The sequence below is a fragment of the Enterobacter sp. ECC_219_Taxon_10 genome (genome assembly GCF_058354905.1).
Genome location: NZ_CM178005.1, coordinates 1,862,816 through 1,883,827, shown reverse-complemented (window position 1 = coordinate 1,883,827; position 21,012 = coordinate 1,862,816). Strand labels below are relative to the sequence as shown.

Annotated in this window: 27 protein-coding genes; 14 read left to right on the top strand and 13 right to left on the bottom strand. The window is 52.7% G+C overall.

Annotated elements, in window-relative coordinates; all coding sequences use genetic code 11:
- The first annotated feature begins 71 nt into the window (after positions 1-71).
- The 6 genes from dinI to AC4ICF_RS08930 all read left to right on the top strand — a co-directional run bounded on the left by dinI (position 72) and on the right by AC4ICF_RS08930 (position 3,619).
- Positions 72-317, top strand: coding sequence for a DNA damage-inducible protein I (dinI, locus tag AC4ICF_RS08955; RefSeq protein ID WP_028012694.1), 246 nt, complete (start codon positions 72-74; stop codon positions 315-317).
- A gap of 273 nt (positions 318-590) precedes the next feature.
- Positions 591-845 carry a biofilm formation regulator BssS gene (gene bssS / locus AC4ICF_RS08950; RefSeq protein WP_023299782.1) on the top strand — a complete coding sequence of 85 codons (255 nt, stop codon included), beginning with the start codon at positions 591-593 and terminating at the stop codon, positions 843-845.
- Between the two features lie 116 nt (positions 846-961).
- On the top strand, positions 962-2,080 hold the full coding sequence (gene solA, locus AC4ICF_RS08945; RefSeq protein ID WP_316378902.1) for an N-methyl-L-tryptophan oxidase: 1,119 nt from the start codon (positions 962-964) through the stop codon (positions 2,078-2,080).
- Positions 2,081-2,140: 60 nt separating this feature from the next.
- Positions 2,141-2,254, top strand: coding sequence for a YceO family protein (locus AC4ICF_RS08940; RefSeq protein WP_116340701.1), 114 nt, complete (start codon positions 2,141-2,143; stop codon positions 2,252-2,254).
- A gap of 218 nt (positions 2,255-2,472) precedes the next feature.
- Entirely contained in the window at positions 2,473-3,039 is a 567-nt protein-coding gene (locus AC4ICF_RS08935) for a cytochrome b (protein ID WP_316378901.1), read from the top strand.
- Position 3,040: 1 nt separating this feature from the next.
- A complete protein-coding gene (locus AC4ICF_RS08930) occupies positions 3,041-3,619 on the top strand; it encodes a YceI family protein (RefSeq protein WP_163328728.1) in 579 nt (192 codons plus the stop codon).
- A 41-nt stretch (positions 3,620-3,660) separates the two neighbouring features.
- On the opposite strand, the gene trhO is transcribed toward AC4ICF_RS08930, so the two are convergent.
- Positions 3,661-4,710 (bottom strand): oxygen-dependent tRNA uridine(34) hydroxylase TrhO, encoded by a 1,050-nt coding sequence (trhO, locus tag AC4ICF_RS08925; protein WP_116340707.1) that lies wholly within the window; start codon positions 4,708-4,710, stop codon positions 3,661-3,663.
- Between the two features lie 222 nt (positions 4,711-4,932).
- Between trhO and AC4ICF_RS08920 the strand changes: the two genes are divergently transcribed.
- The 3 genes from AC4ICF_RS08920 to AC4ICF_RS08910 all read left to right on the top strand — a co-directional run bounded on the left by AC4ICF_RS08920 (position 4,933) and on the right by AC4ICF_RS08910 (position 7,689).
- Positions 4,933-5,859 carry a Kdo(2)-lipid IV(A) acyltransferase gene (locus tag AC4ICF_RS08920; RefSeq protein WP_316378900.1) on the top strand — a complete coding sequence of 309 codons (927 nt, stop codon included), beginning with the start codon at positions 4,933-4,935 and terminating at the stop codon, positions 5,857-5,859.
- A 140-nt stretch (positions 5,860-5,999) separates the two neighbouring features.
- Complete coding sequence (mdtG, locus tag AC4ICF_RS08915; RefSeq protein WP_116340710.1) at positions 6,000-7,217, top strand: multidrug efflux MFS transporter MdtG; 1,218 nt, start codon at positions 6,000-6,002, stop codon at positions 7,215-7,217.
- 97 nt (positions 7,218-7,314) lie between these two features.
- Positions 7,315-7,689, top strand: coding sequence for a MysB family protein (locus tag AC4ICF_RS08910; RefSeq protein ID WP_028012687.1), 375 nt, complete (start codon positions 7,315-7,317; stop codon positions 7,687-7,689).
- 6 nt (positions 7,690-7,695) lie between these two features.
- Here the strand turns inward: AC4ICF_RS08910 and AC4ICF_RS08905 are convergent, their stop codons facing one another.
- The 3 genes from AC4ICF_RS08905 to mdoG all read right to left on the bottom strand — a co-directional run bounded on the left by AC4ICF_RS08905 (position 7,696) and on the right by mdoG (position 12,082).
- Entirely contained in the window at positions 7,696-7,923 is a 228-nt protein-coding gene (locus AC4ICF_RS08905) for a YceK/YidQ family lipoprotein (protein ID WP_116340712.1), read from the bottom strand.
- Between the two features lie 84 nt (positions 7,924-8,007).
- Positions 8,008-10,536, bottom strand: coding sequence for a glucans biosynthesis glucosyltransferase MdoH (mdoH, locus tag AC4ICF_RS08900; RefSeq protein ID WP_116340714.1), 2,529 nt, complete (start codon positions 10,534-10,536; stop codon positions 8,008-8,010).
- A complete protein-coding gene (gene mdoG / locus AC4ICF_RS08895) occupies positions 10,529-12,082 on the bottom strand; it encodes a glucans biosynthesis protein MdoG (protein ID WP_116340716.1) in 1,554 nt (517 codons plus the stop codon). The genes mdoH and mdoG overlap by 8 nt, the downstream gene beginning before the upstream one ends.
- A gap of 254 nt (positions 12,083-12,336) precedes the next feature.
- Here mdoG and mdoC point away from each other — a divergent pair, with 254 nt between their 5' ends.
- Positions 12,337-13,476, top strand: a complete 1,140-nt coding sequence (mdoC, locus tag AC4ICF_RS08890; RefSeq protein WP_163328724.1) for a glucans biosynthesis protein MdoC — start codon at positions 12,337-12,339, stop codon at positions 13,474-13,476.
- Positions 13,477-13,509: 33 nt separating this feature from the next.
- Here the strand turns inward: mdoC and ymdB are convergent, their stop codons facing one another.
- From ymdB to AC4ICF_RS08860, 6 genes are all read right to left on the bottom strand, one after another.
- The gene (gene ymdB / locus AC4ICF_RS08885) at positions 13,510-14,052 is read right to left on the bottom strand and encodes an O-acetyl-ADP-ribose deacetylase (RefSeq protein ID WP_116340720.1); all 543 of its coding nucleotides are present in this window, start codon (positions 14,050-14,052) and stop codon (positions 13,510-13,512) included.
- Between the two features lie 102 nt (positions 14,053-14,154).
- The gene (locus AC4ICF_RS08880) at positions 14,155-14,475 is read right to left on the bottom strand and encodes a YmdA family protein (RefSeq protein ID WP_302219968.1); all 321 of its coding nucleotides are present in this window, start codon (positions 14,473-14,475) and stop codon (positions 14,155-14,157) included.
- 150 nt (positions 14,476-14,625) lie between these two features.
- Positions 14,626-14,958 (bottom strand): curli assembly chaperone CsgC, encoded by a 333-nt coding sequence (csgC, locus tag AC4ICF_RS08875; RefSeq protein WP_163328718.1) that lies wholly within the window; start codon positions 14,956-14,958, stop codon positions 14,626-14,628.
- 61 nt (positions 14,959-15,019) lie between these two features.
- On the bottom strand, positions 15,020-15,478 hold the full coding sequence (gene csgA / locus AC4ICF_RS08870) for a curli major subunit CsgA (protein ID WP_080327570.1): 459 nt from the start codon (positions 15,476-15,478) through the stop codon (positions 15,020-15,022).
- A gap of 41 nt (positions 15,479-15,519) precedes the next feature.
- Positions 15,520-15,975 (bottom strand): curli minor subunit CsgB, encoded by a 456-nt coding sequence (csgB, locus tag AC4ICF_RS08865; protein ID WP_116340726.1) that lies wholly within the window; start codon positions 15,973-15,975, stop codon positions 15,520-15,522.
- 148 nt (positions 15,976-16,123) lie between these two features.
- A complete protein-coding gene (locus AC4ICF_RS08860; protein WP_316378896.1) occupies positions 16,124-16,297 on the bottom strand; it encodes a hypothetical protein in 174 nt (57 codons plus the stop codon).
- A 435-nt stretch (positions 16,298-16,732) separates the two neighbouring features.
- Between AC4ICF_RS08860 and csgD the strand changes: the two genes are divergently transcribed.
- From csgD to csgG, 4 genes are read left to right on the top strand one after another with little or no spacing between them, the layout of a single operon-like run.
- On the top strand, positions 16,733-17,383 hold the full coding sequence (gene csgD, locus AC4ICF_RS08855; RefSeq protein ID WP_233002345.1) for a biofilm master transcriptional regulator CsgD: 651 nt from the start codon (positions 16,733-16,735) through the stop codon (positions 17,381-17,383).
- A 4-nt stretch (positions 17,384-17,387) separates the two neighbouring features.
- Complete coding sequence (gene csgE, locus AC4ICF_RS08850) at positions 17,388-17,777, top strand: curli production assembly/transport protein CsgE (protein WP_048998812.1); 390 nt, start codon at positions 17,388-17,390, stop codon at positions 17,775-17,777.
- 23 nt (positions 17,778-17,800) lie between these two features.
- Complete coding sequence (gene csgF / locus AC4ICF_RS08845; RefSeq protein ID WP_116340728.1) at positions 17,801-18,214, top strand: curli production assembly/transport protein CsgF; 414 nt, start codon at positions 17,801-17,803, stop codon at positions 18,212-18,214.
- A 26-nt stretch (positions 18,215-18,240) separates the two neighbouring features.
- Complete coding sequence (gene csgG, locus AC4ICF_RS08840) at positions 18,241-19,074, top strand: curli production assembly/transport protein CsgG (protein ID WP_028012674.1); 834 nt, start codon at positions 18,241-18,243, stop codon at positions 19,072-19,074.
- 43 nt (positions 19,075-19,117) lie between these two features.
- Here the strand turns inward: csgG and AC4ICF_RS08835 are convergent, their stop codons facing one another.
- The 3 genes from AC4ICF_RS08835 to AC4ICF_RS08825 all read right to left on the bottom strand — a co-directional run bounded on the left by AC4ICF_RS08835 (position 19,118) and on the right by AC4ICF_RS08825 (position 21,009).
- Positions 19,118-19,600, bottom strand: coding sequence for a DUF1097 domain-containing protein (locus tag AC4ICF_RS08835; RefSeq protein WP_162874951.1), 483 nt, complete (start codon positions 19,598-19,600; stop codon positions 19,118-19,120).
- Positions 19,601-19,696: 96 nt separating this feature from the next.
- A complete protein-coding gene (locus AC4ICF_RS08830; RefSeq protein ID WP_116340732.1) occupies positions 19,697-20,251 on the bottom strand; it encodes a TorD/DmsD family molecular chaperone in 555 nt (184 codons plus the stop codon).
- Positions 20,252-20,271: 20 nt separating this feature from the next.
- On the bottom strand, positions 20,272-21,009 hold the full coding sequence (locus AC4ICF_RS08825) for a phosphatase (RefSeq protein ID WP_028012671.1): 738 nt from the start codon (positions 21,007-21,009) through the stop codon (positions 20,272-20,274).
- Positions 21,010-21,012: the final 3 nt, after the last annotated feature.

Here is a 21,012-nt window from a genome sequence, read left to right as displayed (position 1 = left end):
ATCAACGCCCCTTGTTGTCAAACCGATAATATGCCTGTATAAATAAACAGTATATTACACAGGGGGCATTTATGCGTATTGAAGTCACCATAGCCAAAACTACCGTTCTGCCTGCCGGCGCGCTTGATGCACTGGCAGGCGAATTATCCCGTCGTATTAACAACACTTTTCCCGATAACGCGGGCGCCGTAACGGTTCGTTACGCCGCAGCGAACAACCTCTCCGTCATGGGTGCCGCAAAAGAAGATAAAGATCGCATAAGCGAAATCCTGCAGGAAACGTGGGAAAGCGCAGACGACTGGTTCATTACCGATTAACACTGCTCCCTCATTGTGTTTTTTTGCCGGGTCGCCCCGGCTTTTTTTTGCCTGTCATTCCTGACGTTCAAATTAATTCAGCATCTTCTTAGAAAATCGTGAACGAGATGGTGTTTTATTGTTCGAACAATCCTAAAAAGCAGAAAAATGTGTTGCTACCTGTTTATTTTTCCCGTTGGAACCCTTATTACTTGGTATACTGAAGGAGCTTTCAGAAAAACATGCATTGAACCTCAGAGCCGTTGTCTTCTAACACGCATTTAGGGGGTTATAATGGAAAAGAATAACGAAGTCATCCAGACCCATCCACTTGTAGGCTGGGATATCAGTACCGTAGATAGCTACGATGCGCTGATGCTGCGTTTGCACTACCAGACCCCAAATCAACTCAACCGTGACGAAGCGGAAGTTGGACAGACGCTGTGGCTAACAACAGACGTCGCCCGTCAGTTTATTTCTATTTTAGAGGCAGGCATTGCAAAAATAGAATCTGGCGACTATCAGGAAAATGAGTATAAACGGCACTAACCGTATGCCCACTTTTCACTCAACAGGCACCCTCGCGGTGCCTTATTTATTTCCCGCTTGTTTGCGCCCGCGTTGTTAATTACTCTGCTAACAAACCGTAAGTTTACGAGATGCATATGAGATACGACTTAATCATTATTGGTAGCGGCTCCGTTGGTTCGGCCGCCGGTTATTACGCAACGCAGGCAGGGCTAAACGTCCTGATGATTGACGCCCACCTGCCGCCGCACAGCGAAGGCAGCCATCATGGCGACACACGCCTCATTCGCCACGCCTATGGCGAGGGCGAGCGTTACGTTCCGCTGGTGCTTCGCGCGCAGACGCTGTGGGACGAGCTGGCAAAACAGACCGAAGAGCGTGTTTTCGAGCGGACGGGGGTCATCAACCTTGGTCCGGCTCGTTCGGAATTTCTCGCCAACGTCGAACGCAGCGCGAAGGCGTTTAATCTTGACGTTGAGAAGCTGGACGCGGCAGCCATTACCTCGCGCTGGCCTGAGATTACCGTCCCGGAGGATTATATCGGCCTCTTTGAAGCCAACTCCGGCGTCCTGCACTGTGAAACGGCGATCAAAACCTGGATCGATCTTGCCGCCAAAGCGGGCTGCGCGCAGCTGTTCAACTGCCCCGTTGAGGCCATCACGCATGATGCAAACGGCGTTACGGTGAAAACCGTAGACGGAGAGTATTCGGCTTCCCGCCTGCTTATCAGCGCAGGAACCTGGGTTACCCGCCTGCTCCCGGACCTGCCGATCCAGCCAGTGCGCAAGGTCTTCTCCTGGTTCCAGTCGGACGGGCGTTACAGCGCGCAAAACAAATTCCCGGCGTTTACCGGCGAGTTACCCAACGGCGATCAGTTCTACGGTTTCCCTTCCGAGAAGGACGCCCTCAAGATTGGTAAACACAACGGCGGGCAGGTCATCTCCTCACCGGAGGAGCGCAAACCCTTTGGCGCCTGCCCGCAGGATGGCTCAGAAGCCTTCTCGTTCCTGCGCAATATTCTCCCGGGCGTCGGTGGACTGCTTTATGGCGCGGCCTGCACCTACGACAACACCCCGGATGAAGACTTTATCATTGATACGCTGCCGGGCCATGACAACACCCTGCTGATTACCGGGCTGAGCGGCCATGGCTTTAAGTTCGCTTCGGTGTTGGGTGAAATCGCCGCGCAGTTTGCCCAGGGTATCACGCCGCAGTTTGATCTGACGCCGTTCTCACTCTCGCGTTTTAACGGATAATCGGCCACGGGCTCCGGCGGTACCGGGGCCCGTTTTTTTCGTACTCAACTGTGGGGCGATATGCGCAGGATCGTGGGTTTTCTCGTCAATAACATTCGCGAGCACTTTATGCTCTATATCTTATTGTGGGCGCTGCTCGCTATCGTCGATGTTATTTACATTGTGTTTTATTGAAAGCGATAACTGACATTAGCTGACGTTACTTTATGTTTATTTAAGCTTTTTTCTTCTGCTAAATACGTCTTGCACGAAGCCACTGAATTAAATTTGCGGTTCCTTTTCAAAATCGCTGAAATAAATAAAATAAAAATCAATAGTCAATTATTTTAGTTGCAATATCGCGCCTTCCCGTTCATTTTTATCTTTCGGTTAATTTGAAAATGGACATTCTGATGCAATTGCGTAACTCCTCCCGGCGCTACGGAATAATATCCATAAGCTTGCACTGGATATTTGCCATTGCCGTCTATGGTATGTTCGGACTTGGACTCTGGATGGTCACGCTCAGCTATTACGATGGCTGGTATCATCAGGCACCCGAGCTGCATAAAAGCATTGGCGTCCTCCTGATGCTGGGGCTGGTATTTCGCGTAATCTGGCGACATGTTTCTCCACCGCCCGCGCCACTAAAGACATACGGTAAAATAACCCGCGTTAGCGCTGTCGCCGCGCATATTGTGCTGTATGCACTGCTCTTCGCCATTCTGATCAGCGGCTATCTCATTTCAACGGCAGACGGTAAGCCGATTAGCGTTTTTGGCCTGTTCGAGGTTCCGGCAACGCTCAGCGATGCCGGGGCTCAGGCCGACACGGCGGGCGTCGTTCACCTCTGGCTTGCCTGGAGCGTGGTGATCCTGTCCGTACTGCACGGGCTCGCCGCCCTTAAACACCATTTTATTGATAAAGACGATACGCTTAAGCGCATGCTTGGCCGCTCGTCAGTTGACTCTGGAGCATAAAATGAAAAAACACCTGCTGGGTATCGCCCTGGGCTCTCTGTTATTCACCGCCGGTTCTGCCGTGGCGGCTGACTATAAAATTGATAAAGAGGGCCAGCACGCTTTCGTCAATTTCCGCATTCAGCATCTGGGATACAGCTGGCTGTACGGTACCTTTAAAGATTTCGACGGCACATTCACTTTTGATGAGAAAAACCCTGCGGCAGATAAAGTCAATGTGACCATTAATACGAACAGCGTCGACACAAACCATGCTGAGCGCGATAAACACCTGCGCAGCGCAGAGTTCCTGAACGTCACAAAATTCCCGCAGGCCACCTTCACCTCAACGGAAGTGAAGAAAGAGGGTGATAAATTGGCTATTACCGGTAATCTGACGCTGAATGGCGTAACCAAACCCGTCACTCTGGACGCAAAATTGATCGGTCAGGGTGACGATCCGTGGGGCGGTAAACGCGCAGGTTTTGAAGCGGCGGGTAAAATTCACCTGAAAGATTTTAATATCACAACGGATTTAGGCCCGGCGTCTCAGGACGTTGAGCTGGTTATTTCCGTTGAAGGTGTGCAACAGAAGTCGTAATAGATTCGCCCGGCAGGCTCTCGCCGCGCCGGGCGTTATTATTATTCCGGGTCAGGAATGCCCAGTTTAGTATTCAGACGGCCGCGTGATTTATTAAAAATCTTATTGCCGTTTTCACGTCCTGCGCGACGACGACGCTGCTCTTCTTCCGGCAGGATACTCTCCTCGCTGCAAAGCTCGCTACAGCAGCCGTTAAACTTCTCGGCACAGGCCGGACACTGGATAAACAGCAGGTGGCAACCGTCGTTTTTGCAGTTGGTGTGGGTATCGCACGGCGCGCCGCACTGGTGGCACTGGGCAATCACGTCTTCAGAAATACGCTCGCCCATGCGCTCGTCAAAGACGAAGTTTTTACCGATAAAGCGTACCGGTAAGCCCTGCTCGCGGGCGCGGCGGGCGTACTCGATAATACCGCCTTCAATGTGCCAGACCTTGTTGAACCCATTGTGCTTCATCCACGCGCTGGCCTTCTCGCAGCGGATACCGCCGGTGCAGTACATAACGATTTTTTTATCCTTATGCTCCTGCATCATCTCCACCGCTTTCGGCAGCTGCTCGCGGAAGGTATCGGCCGGAATTTCCATCGCGTTTTCAAAATGCCCCACTTCGTACTCATAGTGGTTACGCATATCAATGAACACCGCATCCGGATCGTCCAGCATCGCATTCACTTCCGCGGCCTTCAGATATTCACCGACATCCGCCGGATTAAACTCAGGATCGTCGATACCGTCCGCCACGATGCGTTCACGCACCTTCATGCGCAGCACCCAGAACGATTTCCCGTCGTCATCCAGGGCAATGTTCAGGCGCAGGCCGTCGAGGGCCGGATCGAAGCTGTAAAGTACGTCGCGGAATGCGTTCACCTTGCTTTCCGGTACGCTAATCTGTGCGTTAATGCCTTCGCGGGCAAGATAGACGCGCCCGAAGACGTTCAGCGCCGTGAAGGCCTGATAAAGCGCATCGCGGGTCGCCTGCGGATCGTCGATCGTGAAATATTTGTAGAAAGAGATGGTTGTGCGCGGTTCGGTTTCAGCCAACATACGCGCCTTTAACATCTCATTCGAAACGCGGTTGTGTAACACTGGCATGGTGTACAAGTCCTGCAATCGTCAGAGAGAATGAAAAATCGGTCGGCATCATATAGCAAACAAAACCAATTTACATCCACACAATTTACGCTACATTTCACACACCCTGATGAATCAGGCTTAACAATTGCCGTCGTCGCGCAGGTTTCGGCGGCAGATATTTTGGCTACGTCTCAAAAAATGCGACAATAGCGAAACAGGACGTTTGAACACAGGAAAGACATGACCCAGTTACCAAAATTTACCGTCGCCCTTTTGCACCCCCGCTATTGGATGACCTGGCTTGGCATTGGCTTTTTATGGCTACTGGTACAGCTTCCCTACCCTGTTATCTTCCGGTTAGGTAAATCATTAGGCCGACTCGCGCAAATCTTTATGAAGCGCCGCGCCCGCATCGCGTATCGTAACCTTGAGCTGTGCTTTCCGCAGATGAGCGAGGCAGAACGTCATGATTTGGTCTCGAAGAATTTCGAATCCGTCGGCATGGGGCTCATGGAAACTGGCATGGCGTGGTTCTGGCCGGACAAACGCATGGCGCGCTGGAGCAAGGTGACCGGAACCGGCATGGAGCCGGTGCATACCCTTCAGGCCAATCAGACCGGCGTGCTGCTGATCGGCGTCCATTTCCTGACGCTGGAAATCGGGGCGCGCATGTTCGGCATGCAGGCGCCCGGCATCGGGGTTTATCGTCCTAACGACAACCCGGTTATCGATCTCATTCAGACCAACGGCCGCATGCGCTCCAACAAAAGCATGATCGACCGTAAGGATCTGAAGGGCATGATCCGCGCGCTAAAGTCCGGTGAAGTAGTCTGGTATGCCCCCGATCACGACTATGGCCCACAGGCCAGCGTCTTTGTTCCCTTCTTCGCTGTCGACGAGGCCGCCACCACGACCGGCACCTGGATGCTGGCGCGGATGTCCAAAGCCGCTATTGTTCCCTTTGTTCCCCGCCGTATGCCGGATGGCTCAGGCTACGAGCTGATGATGCTTGAGCCGGAACTCGCGCCGCCGCTGGAAGATGCGGAAACCACCGCGCGCTGGATGAACGGCGTTGTGGAGAAGTGCATTATGCTGGCGCCAGAGCAATACATGTGGCTGCACCGCCGTTTTAAAACGCGGCCAGAAGGCATGCCGTCCCGCTATTAATCCTCATGCGGCCTCCAGGGCCGCATGCTGTTTTAGCTTTAAAAGCTCCCCCTCATTGCGGCAATCATAACCCAGGCGCATAATTAGCAGGCTTATTACTTCATGCTTCAGGTGCTCTGCACCTCACTATGCGGATTGTTATGTCACCCTCAGATGCCCCCATAAACTGGAAGCGTAACCTCACGGTTGCGTGGCTTGGCTGTTTTCTTACCGGCGCGGCGTTTAGCCTGGTCATGCCTTTCCTGCCGCTCTACGTCGAGCAGTTGGGCGTGACGGGCCACGGCGCGCTCAACATGTGGTCTGGCCTGGTATTCAGCATCACGTTTCTCTTTTCCGCCATTGCCTCGCCCTTCTGGGGCGGCCTTGCTGACCGCAAGGGACGTAAAATCATGCTGCTGCGTTCGGCACTGGGGATGGCCATTATCATGGCGCTGATGGGCGTGGCGCAGAACGTCTGGCAGTTTCTGATATTGCGCGCATTGCTGGGCTTATTGGGCGGATTTATTCCCAACGCGAACGCCCTGATCGCCACGCAAATGCCTCGCCATAAGAGCGGCTGGGCGCTTGGAACGCTCTCAACCGGTGGCGTGAGCGGTGCCCTGCTGGGGCCGCTGGCGGGGGGGTTACTGGCGGATAACTACGGCCTGCGCCCGGTTTTTTTCATCACCGCGAGCGTTTTGTTTCTGTGCTTTATTGTCACCCTGCTCTGCATCCGTGAAAAATTTACGCCCGTCGCCAAAAAAGAGCTGCTTCACGCCAGAGACGTGCTGACCTCGCTTAAAAATCCCAGGCTGGTGCTGAGCCTGTTCGTAACGACAATGATCATTCAGGTAGCAACCGGATCGATTGCCCCTATTCTGACCCTGTACGTTCGCGACCTGGCGGGTAACGTTAGCAATATTGCCTTTATCAGCGGGCTAATTGCCTCCGTGCCCGGCGTGGCGGCACTGCTTAGTGCGCCGCGGCTGGGGAAGCTGGGGGACCGCGTGGGTCCTGAGAAGATCCTGATTTGTGCGCTGGTTATCTCCGTCCTGCTGCTCATCCCCATGTCGATGGTGCACTCTCCGTGGCAGCTGGGCGTGCTTCGCTTTTTGCTGGGCGCCGCCGACGGGGCGTTGCTGCCCGCCGTACAGACCCTGCTGGTCTACAACTCCACGAACCAGATTGCCGGGCGAATCTTTAGCTATAACCAGTCATTTCGCGATATCGGTAACGTCACCGGGCCGCTTCTCGGCGCGGGTATTTCCGCCAGCTTCGGTTTTCGCGCCGTCTTTATCGTGACGGCTGGCGTGGTGCTGTTCAACGCGATTTATTCGTGGTTCAGTTTATCCCGCGCGTTACGGCCGGTGACGGAATAAGACGAACGCCTGACGGCTTATTTTCGCATTCATACTTGCAGAATCTGATATTCAGCTATTCTTTCCCTGAAACCTTCTGGAAAACAGGGAGACACCAATGACCATGTACGCCACGCTGGAAGAAGCTATTGATGCCGCTCGTGAAGAGTTCCTTGCCGATAATCCCGGTGTTGAGGAAGAAGATGCTGACGTGCAACAACTTAATATCCAAAAATACGTTCTGCAGGATGGGGATATTATGTGGCAGGCCGAATTCTTTGCCGATGAAGGCGAAGAAGGGGAATGTTTGCCGGTCCTGAGCGGTGCAGGTGCGCAGGCCGTCTTTGATGGCGACTATGACGAAATCGAGTTACGCCAGGAATGGCTGGAGGAGAATACGCTGCACGAGTGGGATGAAGGCGAATTTCAGCTCGAGCCACCTTTGGATACGGAAGAAGGTCAAACCGCAGCCGATGAGTGGGACGAGCGTTAATTTACGCTACTCGTACGGGCCGTGGCTGGCATCAATCGGCAGCAACAGCGTGTCGAAAATCAGCGAAAACGGCAGATCGAGCACCGTCAGATAGCGCCATGCGGAATCGCGTACATCCCATTTCACGCCCGGATAGTACTGGTTGCCATGGCCCTGCCCTGGAATGGTGCGGCTGATGATGCTGCCGCAGCCGCTTAGCAGGCATGTCATCATAACGACGATGATTATTTTCATCAGTAACCTCTAAAAAAATACCGGCCTCGCAGCCGGTATTTTATCTGGAGGGTGGCGCTATGCTTACCCACCCTGCTTAACCACTTACTTAGCCTTCAGCGCCAGTGGGTTCAGCTTCAGCTCTTTGTAGTAGTTCACCCACGAAGAATACTTCTCCGGAGCAGACCATACGCGATAGTGAAGCCTTGCCATCGTGACCGGATCGCTCAGCAGCACCAGACGACGGTCGCGATTGAGTTTTTCCGGGGTCTCGTTAAGCGCCTGCTCAACGTGACGATCGCGGGCAATCTCCAGGACCTGGCTTGCGCGGTGGCGCGCAGTGGCCATCGCCGTCGCCAGGGCGTTGAATGACGGGTTAAACACAGCGTGCATAAAGCCATCATCCAGCGTGCGGCTGCGGTTCTGCTCCAGGTAGGTATCGGTATCCACCAGCACCTGCGGCGGGGAATACTCTTCCGGGATCAGGAACAATTTCCAGCGCTTGGTACGCAGCCCCACCGTTGACCGGCTGGAGATCACGGACACAAACGGCGACAGGATCAGCGAGAAGACAATCGGCGCCAGCCAGAACAGGAAGCGCAGATCCAGCCAGGCCATTCCGGCCGCCCACACCAGCCCCAGCAGCAGCTGAGAACCGTGGCGCATAAAGGCTTCACTCCATGGCGTGGAGTCGTCATCACGCTGCGGTGAGTTCCAGACCACTTCCCAGCCCAGGAACGCACTGACCACAAAAACGGTGTGGAACAGCATACGCACCGGCGCCAGCAGCACGGAGAACAGCACTTCCAGCAGCAGAGAAAGGGTCACGCGGAAGAAACCGCCATACTCTTTCGAGCCTTTGCACCAGATCAGGATGATACTGAGCAGTTTAGGCAGGAACAGCAGCACCATGGTAGAAGCAAACAGCGCAATCGCCAGCTCAGGACGCCACTGCGGCCACACCGGGAACAGCTGGCGCGGTTGCAGGAAGTATTGCGGCTCCGTCAGGGCATGGACGACCTGCAGCGCAGTGGAGAGCGCGAGGAACATAAACCACAGCGGTGCGGAGAGATAAGACATCACGCCCGTCAGGAACACCGCACGGTGAACCGGGTGCATCCCTTTCACGAGGAACAGGCGGAAGTTCATCAGGTTACCGTGACACCAGCGGCGGTCTCGCTTGAGCTCGTCCAGCAGGTTCGGCGGCAGCTCTTCGTACGATCCCGGCAGGTCGTAGGCAATCCAGACTCCCCAGCCAGCACGACGCATCAGCGCCGCTTCCACGAAGTCATGCGACAGAATCGAACCGGCAAACGAACCCTCGCCCGGCAGCGGCGCCAGCGCACAGTGCTCAATGAACGGCTTCACACGGATAATAGCGTTGTGGCCCCAGTAGTGCGATTCACCCAACTGCCAGAAGTGCAGACCGGCGGTAAATAGCGGCCCGTAAACACGGGTGGCGAACTGCTGGCAGCGCGCGTACAGGGTGTCCATACCGGACGCTTTTGGCGAAGACTGAATGATGCCCGCGTTCGGGTTGGCTTCCATCAGGCGTACCAGACCGCTCAGGCAGTCACCGCTCATGACGGAGTCAGCATCCAGCACGACCATGTAGCTATACTGGTTACCCCAGCGACGGCAGAAGTCATCGATGTTGCCGCTTTTACGCTTCACGCGACGGCGGCGGCGGCGATAGAAGATCTGCCCTTCGCCCTGCACTTCCGCAATCAGCTCCATCCAGGCTTTTTGCTCTGCCACGCAGATATCCGGGTTGTAGCTGTCGCTCAGGATGTAAACGTCGAAATGCTCCGCGTTACCGGTCGCCTTTACCGACTCCCAGGTCGCACGCAGGCCCGCAAATACGCGGTCAACGTCTTCGTTACAGATAGGCATAATTAGCGCGGTACGGTGCTCAGGATTGAGGGGTTCATCCCCGACCGTTGACGCCGAAATGCTGTATTTGTCCCGTCCCATCAGCAGCTGCAGGAAGCCCATCAGCGCGGTCCAGAAACCGGCCGATACCCAGCAGAAGAGAACCGCGAACAGCAGGAGAATGCCGCTTTGCAGAATGTACGGCAGCAGCTGCATGAAGGAGACCCAGAGATCCTGGCCCATCATGTCAGTCGGGTTGATAAACGCCCAGCCCTGGTAAGGCAGAATGGTTTTCATGTACCAGGTCGCGACAACCGTCTGCGCCAGCGTCAGAAGCAGCAGGATATAACGGCGGATTGTGCCCACGGTACGCCATTTCTGTTCAGAGGCCTGCTCTTCTTTCGTCAGGCGCGACAGATAGCGCGGCGTGACGTCACGCCCGCGCAGGCGATCCCAGAAGCGACCAACCGGGTTGGTGCGCCATGGATCGGGGAACATTGAGGAACGCGTCGCCTTCGGCATGGCCTGAAGCTGATCGCGTCCTTCGTCGTCTTTAATCAACTGCCCTTCTGCCAGCGAGTCCGGCCAGGCCTGCTCCAGACGAGCCTTGACTGACCCCAGCGGCGTATCATCATCACGGGAAAACTGACGATGTTCGCCATCCAGCGCGGTATGAACCGCGCGGATGTCGCTCTTAGGCAGCGCCGCTTTTTCGATATCCGTCAGCGGCATGGCATCAATATATTCAGATGTATTATTCATTGGCAGGTAGCTGGTAGCTCCAGGTTTCACTCAGCGGCTGATCTTCACTGACCAGCGCAGCACGCATTTCAGTGGTCTGTTTCGGATCTTTCACTTTCACGCGCAGGGTCAGACGCCAGCCTTTGGTTACCGGGTTGTAACGCACGGTATTCTCTACGATTTCACCGTTGTCACCGATGCTGGCCTGGGCCGACACCGCAGTATCCGGAGCCAGTTTCTTCATATCCTGGCCGGTGAAGTCCACGACAAACGCCACCGTACCGTCAGGCTGACGGATAAGGTTAGACTGCTTCACGTCCCCCGTAGAGCGGCGAGTCTGCGTCACATACGCGTTATCCGGCGCATGCAGCTTATCTTCGTCGCGGCTGAAGGTAATGGTGTACTTGAAGTTCATCTCTTTACCGGCTTCCGGCAGTTGATCCGGCGTCCAGTATGCAACGATGTTGTCGTTGGTTTCGTCGTTGGTTGGAATTTCAACCAGCTCTACCTTGCCTTTACCCCAGTCACCTTTCGGCGTAACCCAGGCGCTTGGACGCAGGTCATAGCGGTCGTCAAGATCTTCAAAGCGAGAGAACTGACGGCCACGTTGCAGCAGGCCAAAGCCCTGCGGGTTTTCCATCGCAAAGCTGCTGACCGCCAGATGTTTCGGGTTATTCAGCGGACGCCAGATCCACTCACCGTTGCCGGCATGAATAGACAGACCGTTGGAGTCATGCAGTTCCGGGCGGAAGTTGGTGGCTGGTGACGGCTGGTTCGGCCCAAACAGGAACATACTGGTCAGCGGTGCAACGCCAAGTTTGCCCACTTTGTCACGCAGGTAAACCTTAGACTGCACGTCAACGACCGTGTCACGACCCGGCATAATCACAAAGCGATAGGCACCGGTTGCACGCGGAGAGTCGAGCAGCGCATAAATAGTCAGACGTTTGTCCGTTGGTTTTGGACGTTCAATCCAGAACTCACGGAAACGCGGGAACTCTTCACCTGATGGCAGCGCGGTATCAATAGCCAGACCGCGCGCAGAAAGCCCGTACACCTGACCCGCGCCAATCACGCGGAAGTAGCTGGCGCCAAGCATGCTGACGATTTCGTCGTTTTTATCTTTGCTGTTGATCGGGTAAAGGACTTTGAAGCCTGCGAAGCCCAGGTCTTTCACCGTATCTTTGTCGTGTTGCACATTGCCAAAATTGAAGTAATCCGGGCTGTACTTGATCTTGCGTACCGCGGTTGCCGTCACTTCATTGATGGCAACAGGCGTGTCGAAGTACATACCCTGATGATAAAATTCAAGCTTGAACGGGGTTTTAATGTTGTTCCAGTACGCTTTATCGTGGTTGAACTGGATCTGCTGATAGTCCGCATACTTCATGTCGCGGAAAACGGAGGGCAAGTTACTTTTCGGCGCTTCGTAGCTCTTGCCTGCCATCGATTTTGCCTGTTTTGCGACATCGTCGATGTTAAAGGCCAGTGCCGATGAGGTATACAGTGATAACACCACTGCAGCACCCAACCAACGCATTTTCATCATCTGTGGTTTATGTTTCATAATAAGTAAGCACTTCCCCCTTTGTGTGCTTATATCGATCCGATCCATTTTAATGGAAACTCAGGCAATCCGACAACATAATCACTGCTTTGTTCAGCTGCTGGCTCATGGATTAAGCAAATGAAAGAACCCGCTATTCACTTTGCGTGCTTATCCTGGAGACAGTGTGTCGGTCTTGGTGTAGGGTTGGCTTCGAATGTAACCATTATGAGTCTTAGGGATAAGGCGAAAAGTCTGAGAATGCACAACGTTATATGAGCACAACACCGATACAACGGGAATATTTCCTCGACTCGATCCGGGCATGGCTGATGCTATTGGGGATCCCCTTTCATATTTCACTGATTTACTCCAGCCACACGTGGCATGTTAATAGCCAGATGCCCTCCTGGTGGCTGACGCTGTTTAATGACTTTATTCACGCTTTCCGCATGCAGGTGTTTTTTGTCATATCCGGCTATTTTTCGTACATGCTTTTTTTACGCTACCCGCTTAAGCGCTGGTGGAAAGTGCGCGTGGAGCGCGTCGGTATTCCCATGTTAACCGCCATCCCGCTGCTAACGCTGCCGCAGTTCATTATGCTGCAGTACGTTAAAGGCAAGGCGGAAAACTGGCCGAATCTCTCGCTGTACGAAAAGTACAACACGCTGGTCTGGGAACTGGTGTCTCACCTCTGGTTCCTGCTGGTTCTGGTGGTGCTGACCACGGTCAGTCTGGTGATTTTCAGCCGCCTGCGCCGCCATCTCAGCACGACGGCCGACTCTTTCTTCACCAACATCACGCTGGGCAGACTGTCGGTGCTCTTCTTACTGCTGGGGATCGCTTATGCCGCGGTGAGACGCACGCTGTTTATCGTCTATCCACCGATACTAAGCGACGGCCTGTTCAATTTTGTGGTGATGCAGTCGCTGTTCTACATTCCGTTCTTTTTAATCGGCGCACTGGCCTTTATTCATCCGAAGCTTAAAGCGCTGTTTACTACCCCGTCACCGTGGTGCGCGGTAGGTGCTGCCATCGCCTTCGTGGCCTATCTGCTGAACCAGCGATACGGGAGCGGCGATGCCTGGATGTATGAAACGGAAAGCGTGATCACTATGCTGTTGGGCCTGTGGATGGTGAATGTGGTGTTCGCCCTCGGCCACCGTTTGCTGAACTTCAAGTCCAGCCGCGTGACCTACTTCGTCAACGCTTCACTGTTTATCTATCTGGTGCATCATCCTCTGACGCTGTTCTTCGGGGCATATATCACGCCGCATATCGCATCCAACACGCTGGGCTTCTTTACCGGGCTGGTGTTTGTGGTGGGGATTGCCGTCGTACTCTATGAGATCCATCTGCGGATCCCTCTCCTGCGCTTCCTGTTTTCAGGAAAACCACAGCCGAAAGCCGCCTGAGCAGCGCGGCGCACTCCATGCGCCGCCCTTGCTTCAGCTTTCCAGCTCTTGCCTGCGCTGAGTCAAAAGACGCTGATAAAGATGCGTGGTGTCTTCATCGAAGCAGACAAAAATCACCTTCTCTGGCAGCGGCTTGAGTGAAAGATAACGGTAGACGGTATCTACGGCGATGGCCGCCGCAGCCGCCTTTGGATAACCATACACGCCGGTGCTGATGGCCGGAAACGCCATCGTTTTGAAGCCGTTGTCGGCGGCAAGCCGCAGACAGTTCCGGTATGCCTCTTCCAGAAGACTCGCTTCATGCCGATCGCCGCCATGCCACACGGGCCCGACAGCATGAATCACCGCGTTGGCGGGAAGGTTGCCCGCAAGCGTAATCACCGCATGTCCCGGAGGGCATTCACCCTGTTGCTGACGCACGATTTTACAGGCTTCCAGTAACTGCGGTCCGGCAGCCCGATGAATAGCGCCGTCTACTCCTCCTCCCCCCATCAGGGAAGGATTGGCCGCATTGACGATGACGTCGACATGGACGGTCGTAATATCGCCATGAATAATTTCAATTTGCGGTTTCATAAAGCCCCTCTGCTGTCCGCTTTTTTATAAGTGTATCGCAGAGGGGTTATTGAGAAAAATGACAGGCATAAAACCGCGCCCACCGACGGGCGCGCACGGGTATTAACGGTACTGGATCTGAACAACCGCGAGCGTTTTTTCAGGATTCAGGTACGTCATATTGACCGTCGCCAGGCTGGAAGCCGTCGACTTGCCGTTCAGCGCATCGTCAAAACTGATCGTACGCGTTTGCATACGGTTTTTTTCCGGGCATGACAGCGCAAGCTGCCGCTGTTGTGGTGTGACTTCACAAGGGTCAGCAACGATTGCACCGCGAAAGTGAATAACACCACCTTCCGCAATAGTGGCTGAATAAGCTGGAGCGATTAAAGCAGAAACGAGCAGGCCCAGACCTGAAATAAGACGAGCAAAATAGTGGGTCACGATATGTACTCCTCAATGAAAATCGTCCATGAGGGGCAAACGCGCTTCATTATGCAAACGAAGGCTGACGTTACGGAACCAAACAACGCAGTTCCTGATAACAGCTTAGTTCAACGGCAAATATTCGCAATGCATTGATTTCATGAATATTTACAGCGCACCCCCGGCTGGCGACCACTGTTGTGATAAATGAAGCGCTTTTCCATCCGTGACGGTGACTACGATTTTTACCGTGTCTCCCGCAGAAATAGTTAAACTCAACCGCGTTAAATCAATCGCCTGATTAGCGGGGATAAAAAGGGTATTTTGCTGCCGTGAAGCACTTTGCCCACTCTGCCCTTCTTTCAGTGAGAGGATCTGAACCTGACAATCACACGGTTCCGACAAAATGACCTGCGGAATAATGGTTGTCATATTTCCCTGCTGTGACGTTTTAAAAGCGATCTGCCCGGAAAGCGCGGCAAGGAGAATGAAGGTATTCATGAGGAACTCCCGAAAAAAAACAGGGCATCGGCCCTGTTTTTTTGTAGTCCAGATTTCAGTATCAGTACTGATGCGCTGTCGCGTGGTTACCAAAGCCAATCTGGGTCACGTTGACGGTGGAGTTAGACGCCGTCTGGTCTACAAGCGCACCGTTAAGGCCGCCGTACTGGCTAACATTCATAACGGATTTTTTGCTGTTCCACTGATCGAGTGTCGCACTGTTGCCGAAACCGTTCTGGGTCAGGTTGATTTTACTGTCGTCAGAACCCTGACCGACATCAGCCCCGTTACCACCACCGGTCTGGCTAATATTCAGAACGGAATTTCTGGCATCCGTCTGCAGGGCCAACGCTGAGTTACCGCCACCGTTCTGGTAAATATTCAGAGTTGAATTTGGACCACTGTATCCGCCCTGACCATGACCGTGTCCATGACCCCATCCGCCCTGATTAATCATACCAGCCATAGCACTACCAGAAACTACGATTGCTGCAAGTGCTGCCACTTTGATAAATTTCATGGTAAACCCCCATCGGATTGATTAATGTCGTCGCGAAATAACTAGCGCTGAATAACGCGAATTGCCATCTGCGACTGTTTCTGCACTACAACTGCGGTTTTCTGCGTACCGTACTGCGTAATATTTGCTCTATTACCCGACCCTTTCTGGATAATTTTCGCACTATTACCATATCCATCCTGCGTAATGCCTGCATCGTTCCCGTTACCGCTCTGATCGATCCAGGCAATATTATAAGTCCCTGATTGATCAACTCTCGCTCTGTTGCCTGCCCCATCCTGGGAAATGACGGACAAGAGTTTCGATCCTTCCTGGCGAAGCTGAGCGTCATTAAACACGCCCTGTTGACCAATAATGGCTGCCTGATTTAATGATGAATGACTTAATTCATTAACCGCAAAATTATATTCAGCGTTTGCCAAATCTGAATTCGATGCGGTTACAAATCCAGGCGCACCCAGTAATGTAAACATCAAAAATAACGCTGTGTTTTTCATGTTGTCACCCTGGACCCGGCTACCTGAAAACACCTTGATCGTATTTCGTATTAAACGACTCGTTTTTTTTGTTAACGCGTCGTTACGGTGAAGAGTATGTCCGCTGAAACATTTTAAATATCTCACCCGCGCGGCTTATTTTTATTTTTCAGGTCACCACAAAGTTGTAATTTGCACCATAAAAGGCATTACTCAGGCCGGTTTTATTTTTTATGAAATATTTATGCATGGCATGCTGTACAACGGCGAGAAAGCCGCCCATGCCCCTTCCCGCGTTGTTTAAGCGTAACGCCAGGATGACATTTTCTTCAGTGCGTGACACAAGGCGAGTTTTCTTAAGCCAGAAAAACCAGAACGGTATGACTTAGAAAGTATCAGTTACTCATACCTTGACACATACCAAAGAAAATAATAAATACTTTTAAATATCAATTGATTGATAATATTTGTATGATTTTTAAAATCTATGCACAACTATTTACATGTACAACTTTCATATCAAATAACAACATTAAAAATCTGTAGTTTACACAAATTAATATTGATTTTTACATCTTGTTACATGATTAACACTTGCTTTAAAACTCGTAAAAGCTAGATTGAAATTAGATGTACGAAATTGGTTTTATATTTACCTCCCTGTGGAGGTTATGTTCTGTTTCTACACACAGCAGTGCAACATCTGTCAGTACTTCTGGTGCCCTCTTCTTTACAGAGAGGGCTGCTGTCAGGTGCCAAAAATAAGTGGGGTTTCATCATGTATAATGAAGTCCATAGTTTACATGGTCATACATTACTGTTGATCACAAAACCTTCTCTGCAAGCGACAGCTTTATTACAACATTTAAAGCAATCTTTATCACTGAACGGGAAATTGCATAATATTCAACGTTCTTTCGATGATATTGCGCCTGGCAGCATCATTCTGTTTGATATGATGGAAGCCGATAAAAAGCTTATCCATTACTGGCAAGATAACTTAAGCAGGAAAAACAATAATATCCGCGTGTTATTATTGAATACGCCTGATGAATATCCTTTCAGAGATATTGAAAACTGGCCGCATATCAATGGCGTGTTCTACGTCACTGAAGAAGAGGTTCGGGTGGTAGATGGTCTGCAAGGCATATTGCGAGGCGAATGCTATTTCTCGCAAAAGCTGGCCAGCTACCTCATCACGCACTCCGGAAATTACCGCTATAACAGTTCGGAATCAGCGCTGCTCACCCACCGTGAGAAAGAGATCCTGAACAAATTACGCATTGGTGCTTCAAATATTGAAATCGCCCGTTCGTTATTTATCAGCGAAAATACGGTGAAGACGCACCTTTATAATCTTTTCAAGAAGATAGCTGTTAAAAACCGAACTCAGGCTGTTTCATGGGCAAACGATAACCTCAGGCGTTAATGACATGAAGCGCACGTTGAGTTGGATCGCCGCAGCGAGTCTCCTGCTCGCTGCTGGGAACCTGCAGGCCGTTGAGGTCGAAGTTCCCGGATTGTTAACTGACCACACGGTCTCATCGATCGGGCACAGTTTTTACCGGGCCTTCAGCGATAAATGGGACAGTCCCTACACGGGTAATTTAACAATCAACGAGCGGCCCAGTGCACGTTGGGGAAGCTGGATAACCATAACGGCCAATCAGGACGTTATTTATCAAACGTTTTTATTCCCCTCGAAAACAGACTTCGATAAAAACGTAGCCTTAGCACTGGCTCAAACTGAAGACGCTATTAATCGCCTGCAAATAGATAAAGCCCTATTAAGCACCAGCGATTTAGCAAAAGATGAGTTCTAGCGAACCGATATGCGGAGGCTGTCATGCGTATTGCATATGCAGTTGTTTCGATCATGCTTATTGCTCCCCTGAGCTGGGCCGGAAATATGACCTTCCAGTTCCGTAACCCTAACTTTGGCGGCAACCCCAACAACGGTGCCTTTCTGCTGAATCAAGCCCAGGCACAAAACTCTTATAAAGATCCGAGCTATCAGGATTTTACCGTTGATACCCCTTCCGCACTGGATAACTTCACCCAGGCTATCCAGTCGCAGATTTTAGGGGGATTGCTGACCAACATTAATACCGGCAAACCCGGCCGAATGATGACCAACGACTTTATTGTCGACATCGCCAACAGGGACGGACAGCTCCAGTTGAATGTGACCGATCGTAAAACCGGAAAAACCTCCACCATAGAGGTTTCCGGCCTGCAAAATAATTCAACTGACTTTTAAACAATAGCTAAATAAGGACAACGATCATGCAGCGCTTCCTGATATTTGTTGCAGTGTGCTTATTGAGCGGTTGTTTAACTGCTCCACCTAAAGAAGCTGCAAAACCAACATTAATGCCCCGGGCCCAGAGTTATCGTGATTTAACCCATTTGCCTTCACCTACGGGCAAGATATTTGTCTCGGTATACAACATTCAGGATGAAACCGGGCAATTTAAGCCTTACCCGGCAAGTAACTTCTCCACCGCGGTGCCGCAAAGCGCCACCGCCATGCTGGTGACCGCACTGAAGGATTCGCACTGGTTTATACCGCTGGAACGCCAGGGGCTTCAGAACCTGTTAAATGAACGCAAAATCATTCGCGCCGCGCAGGAGAATGGCACCGTCGCGGACAATAACCGGATGCCTCTGCAGTCTCTGGCCGCCGCAAACGTGATGATTGAGGGTTCGATTATCGGTTACGAGAGTAACGTAAAATCGGGCGGCGTTGGGGCGCGCTACTTCGGTATCGGCGCGGATACCCAGTACCAGCTCGACCAAATTGCGGTTAACCTGCGCGTCGTTAACGTCAGTACCGGTGAAGTGCTCTCCTCGGTCAACACCAGCAAAACGATACTGTCTTATGAAGTTCAGGCTGGGGTATTCCGCTTCATCGACTACCAGCGTCTGCTGGAGGGTGAAATTGGCTACACCTCTAACGAACCGGTCATGATGTGTCTGATGTCAGCCATTGAAACCGGCGTGATCTTCTTAATTAACGATGGTATCGATCGCGGGCTGTGGGACCTGCAAAACAAAGCGGACGTGCAGAACCCGATCCTGGTGAAATACCGTGATATGTCGGTGCCTCCGGAATCCTGACAGGCAGCGCATAAAAAAGGCGAGATGATTATCTCGCCTTTTTTTATTCACTCACCGCGGTGATGTTTTGCGTTTTTTCCCGTCGCGCCGCCAGCCAAAGGCCGCTGTTCTTCATGGCGTAGCCAAACAGCAGTCCCAGCGCCAGGGAAGGAACCACCAGCTTCCAGTCCCCCTGCCCGGCAAAGGTCGCGCAGGCCCCCATAAAGGTGCCCGGCACGAACGACAGCAGCAGATGCTTCGCCTGAATGCACATCAGGAAGGCGACAACCCCCGTCATGACGTACCCCAGCATCTCCAGATGCGGCGCCAGCGCGCTGCCCTTCATGATGACCAGCGCCCAGATCACGCCGCTCATCAGCGTGCAGCCTGAGATAAAGAGCCCTTTCAGCCCGCCCTGAGGACAGGCGAAATAGGCCGTGCAGCCCAGGAAGCCAGCCCAGCTTAATAAACCGAGAGACACCGCTACCCATCCCCAAACACCGGAGAGAATGCCTGTCGTGATCGCAATACAAAGTAATATGTTCATGGCGCGCATCTTAGCAGATGCGCGCCATAGAAATGAGATCGAAAGCACAGTACGTGCATGCGGAAATGTATCGTTGCAGAATTTTTGTGATGAAAATCACTCTTCAGCTTCTTCTTCCAGCTCGTCCCACATTGCTGCGATGGCGTCACGCGTCAGCGGGGCCAGCGTTCTCCAGAACGGAGAGGTGGCATGGGCCTCCACTTTACCCAGAAAGGTTCCGACCCACGGCAGCAGATACGTCTCGAAGAGGATCCCGATGGCTTCATTTTCATCGTCGCCTGCGTTGTCTTCGATCCAGGAGGCTGCCAGCAGCAGCGTACCGATATGATCGGCTGGCGTATCGCTCAGTGGCATCCCGCGTTCGGAGAGAAATGCCCGCACTTCAGCTTCGGTCGCCCCTTCCTGCCAGGCAGAACGATACGGCGACACGCGGCACTCTTCGCCTACGAACAGCGCGTTGTAGTCCGTTGAGATCTGCTGCATATCACAGCTTTTCTGCAGGCGTTCCAGTAACTCATCCTGTTCCAGCGGCCAGTTCTGCGCCAGCTTACCTTCGCGAATCAGCGTAAACAGCGGAACCAGCAGCGGATCCTGCGGCTGGCGATAATAGAGGGAGCCCAGCACGCGGCAAAGGATGGAGAATTCATTCATTATTTTATTCCGTTATTCAATTAAAGATCGGCAAATTCATCAATCGGCGCCATGCCGCGCGACTCAAGGAAATCGAGCATACGACGCGGCGTGACGTTCAGGATGCGTTCTTCCGGGAAATCCACATCCTGCAATATTTTCAGGCACTCGCTGAAATCCCCCAGCGTGAAGGCCGTGTGCGAATCAGAGCCCAGCGCCACCATGCCACCCGCATCACGCACGGCGGCAGCCACTTCGCGACAGTTGGCTTCACTGCCCTTACGCGAGTGCACGAACGAGGAGTTATTAATCTCCAGCGCCACGCGGTGTTTCGCCGCGGCCTGCGCCACGGCCTGAATATCAATCGGGTACTTCGGGTTGCCCGGGTGGCTAATGATATGCACATTGCCGCTGGCAATGGTGGCAATCATCGCCGCGGTATTAGTCTCTTTATCCTGCGGCGGGAAAACCGGCTCATGGAAACCGGCGAGGATCAAATCTAAGGAGGTCAGCATCGGGCCGGTGCAGTCAATTTCACCGTCGGTGTTTTTGATGTTCGCCTCAATGCCGCGCAGTATCCCGATGCCGTCCACCAGACGCGGCCAGATACGCATATTCACAAAATGCCAGTAGTGCGGCGCATCCGCCATATCCGGGCCGTGATCGGTTATCGCAAATAGCTTGATGCCTTTAAGCTTCGCCTGAGCGATATAATCATGGAGGTTGCTATACGCGTGGGTACTGGCGACGGTGTGCATATGCAGGTCAACGGGATACATCTT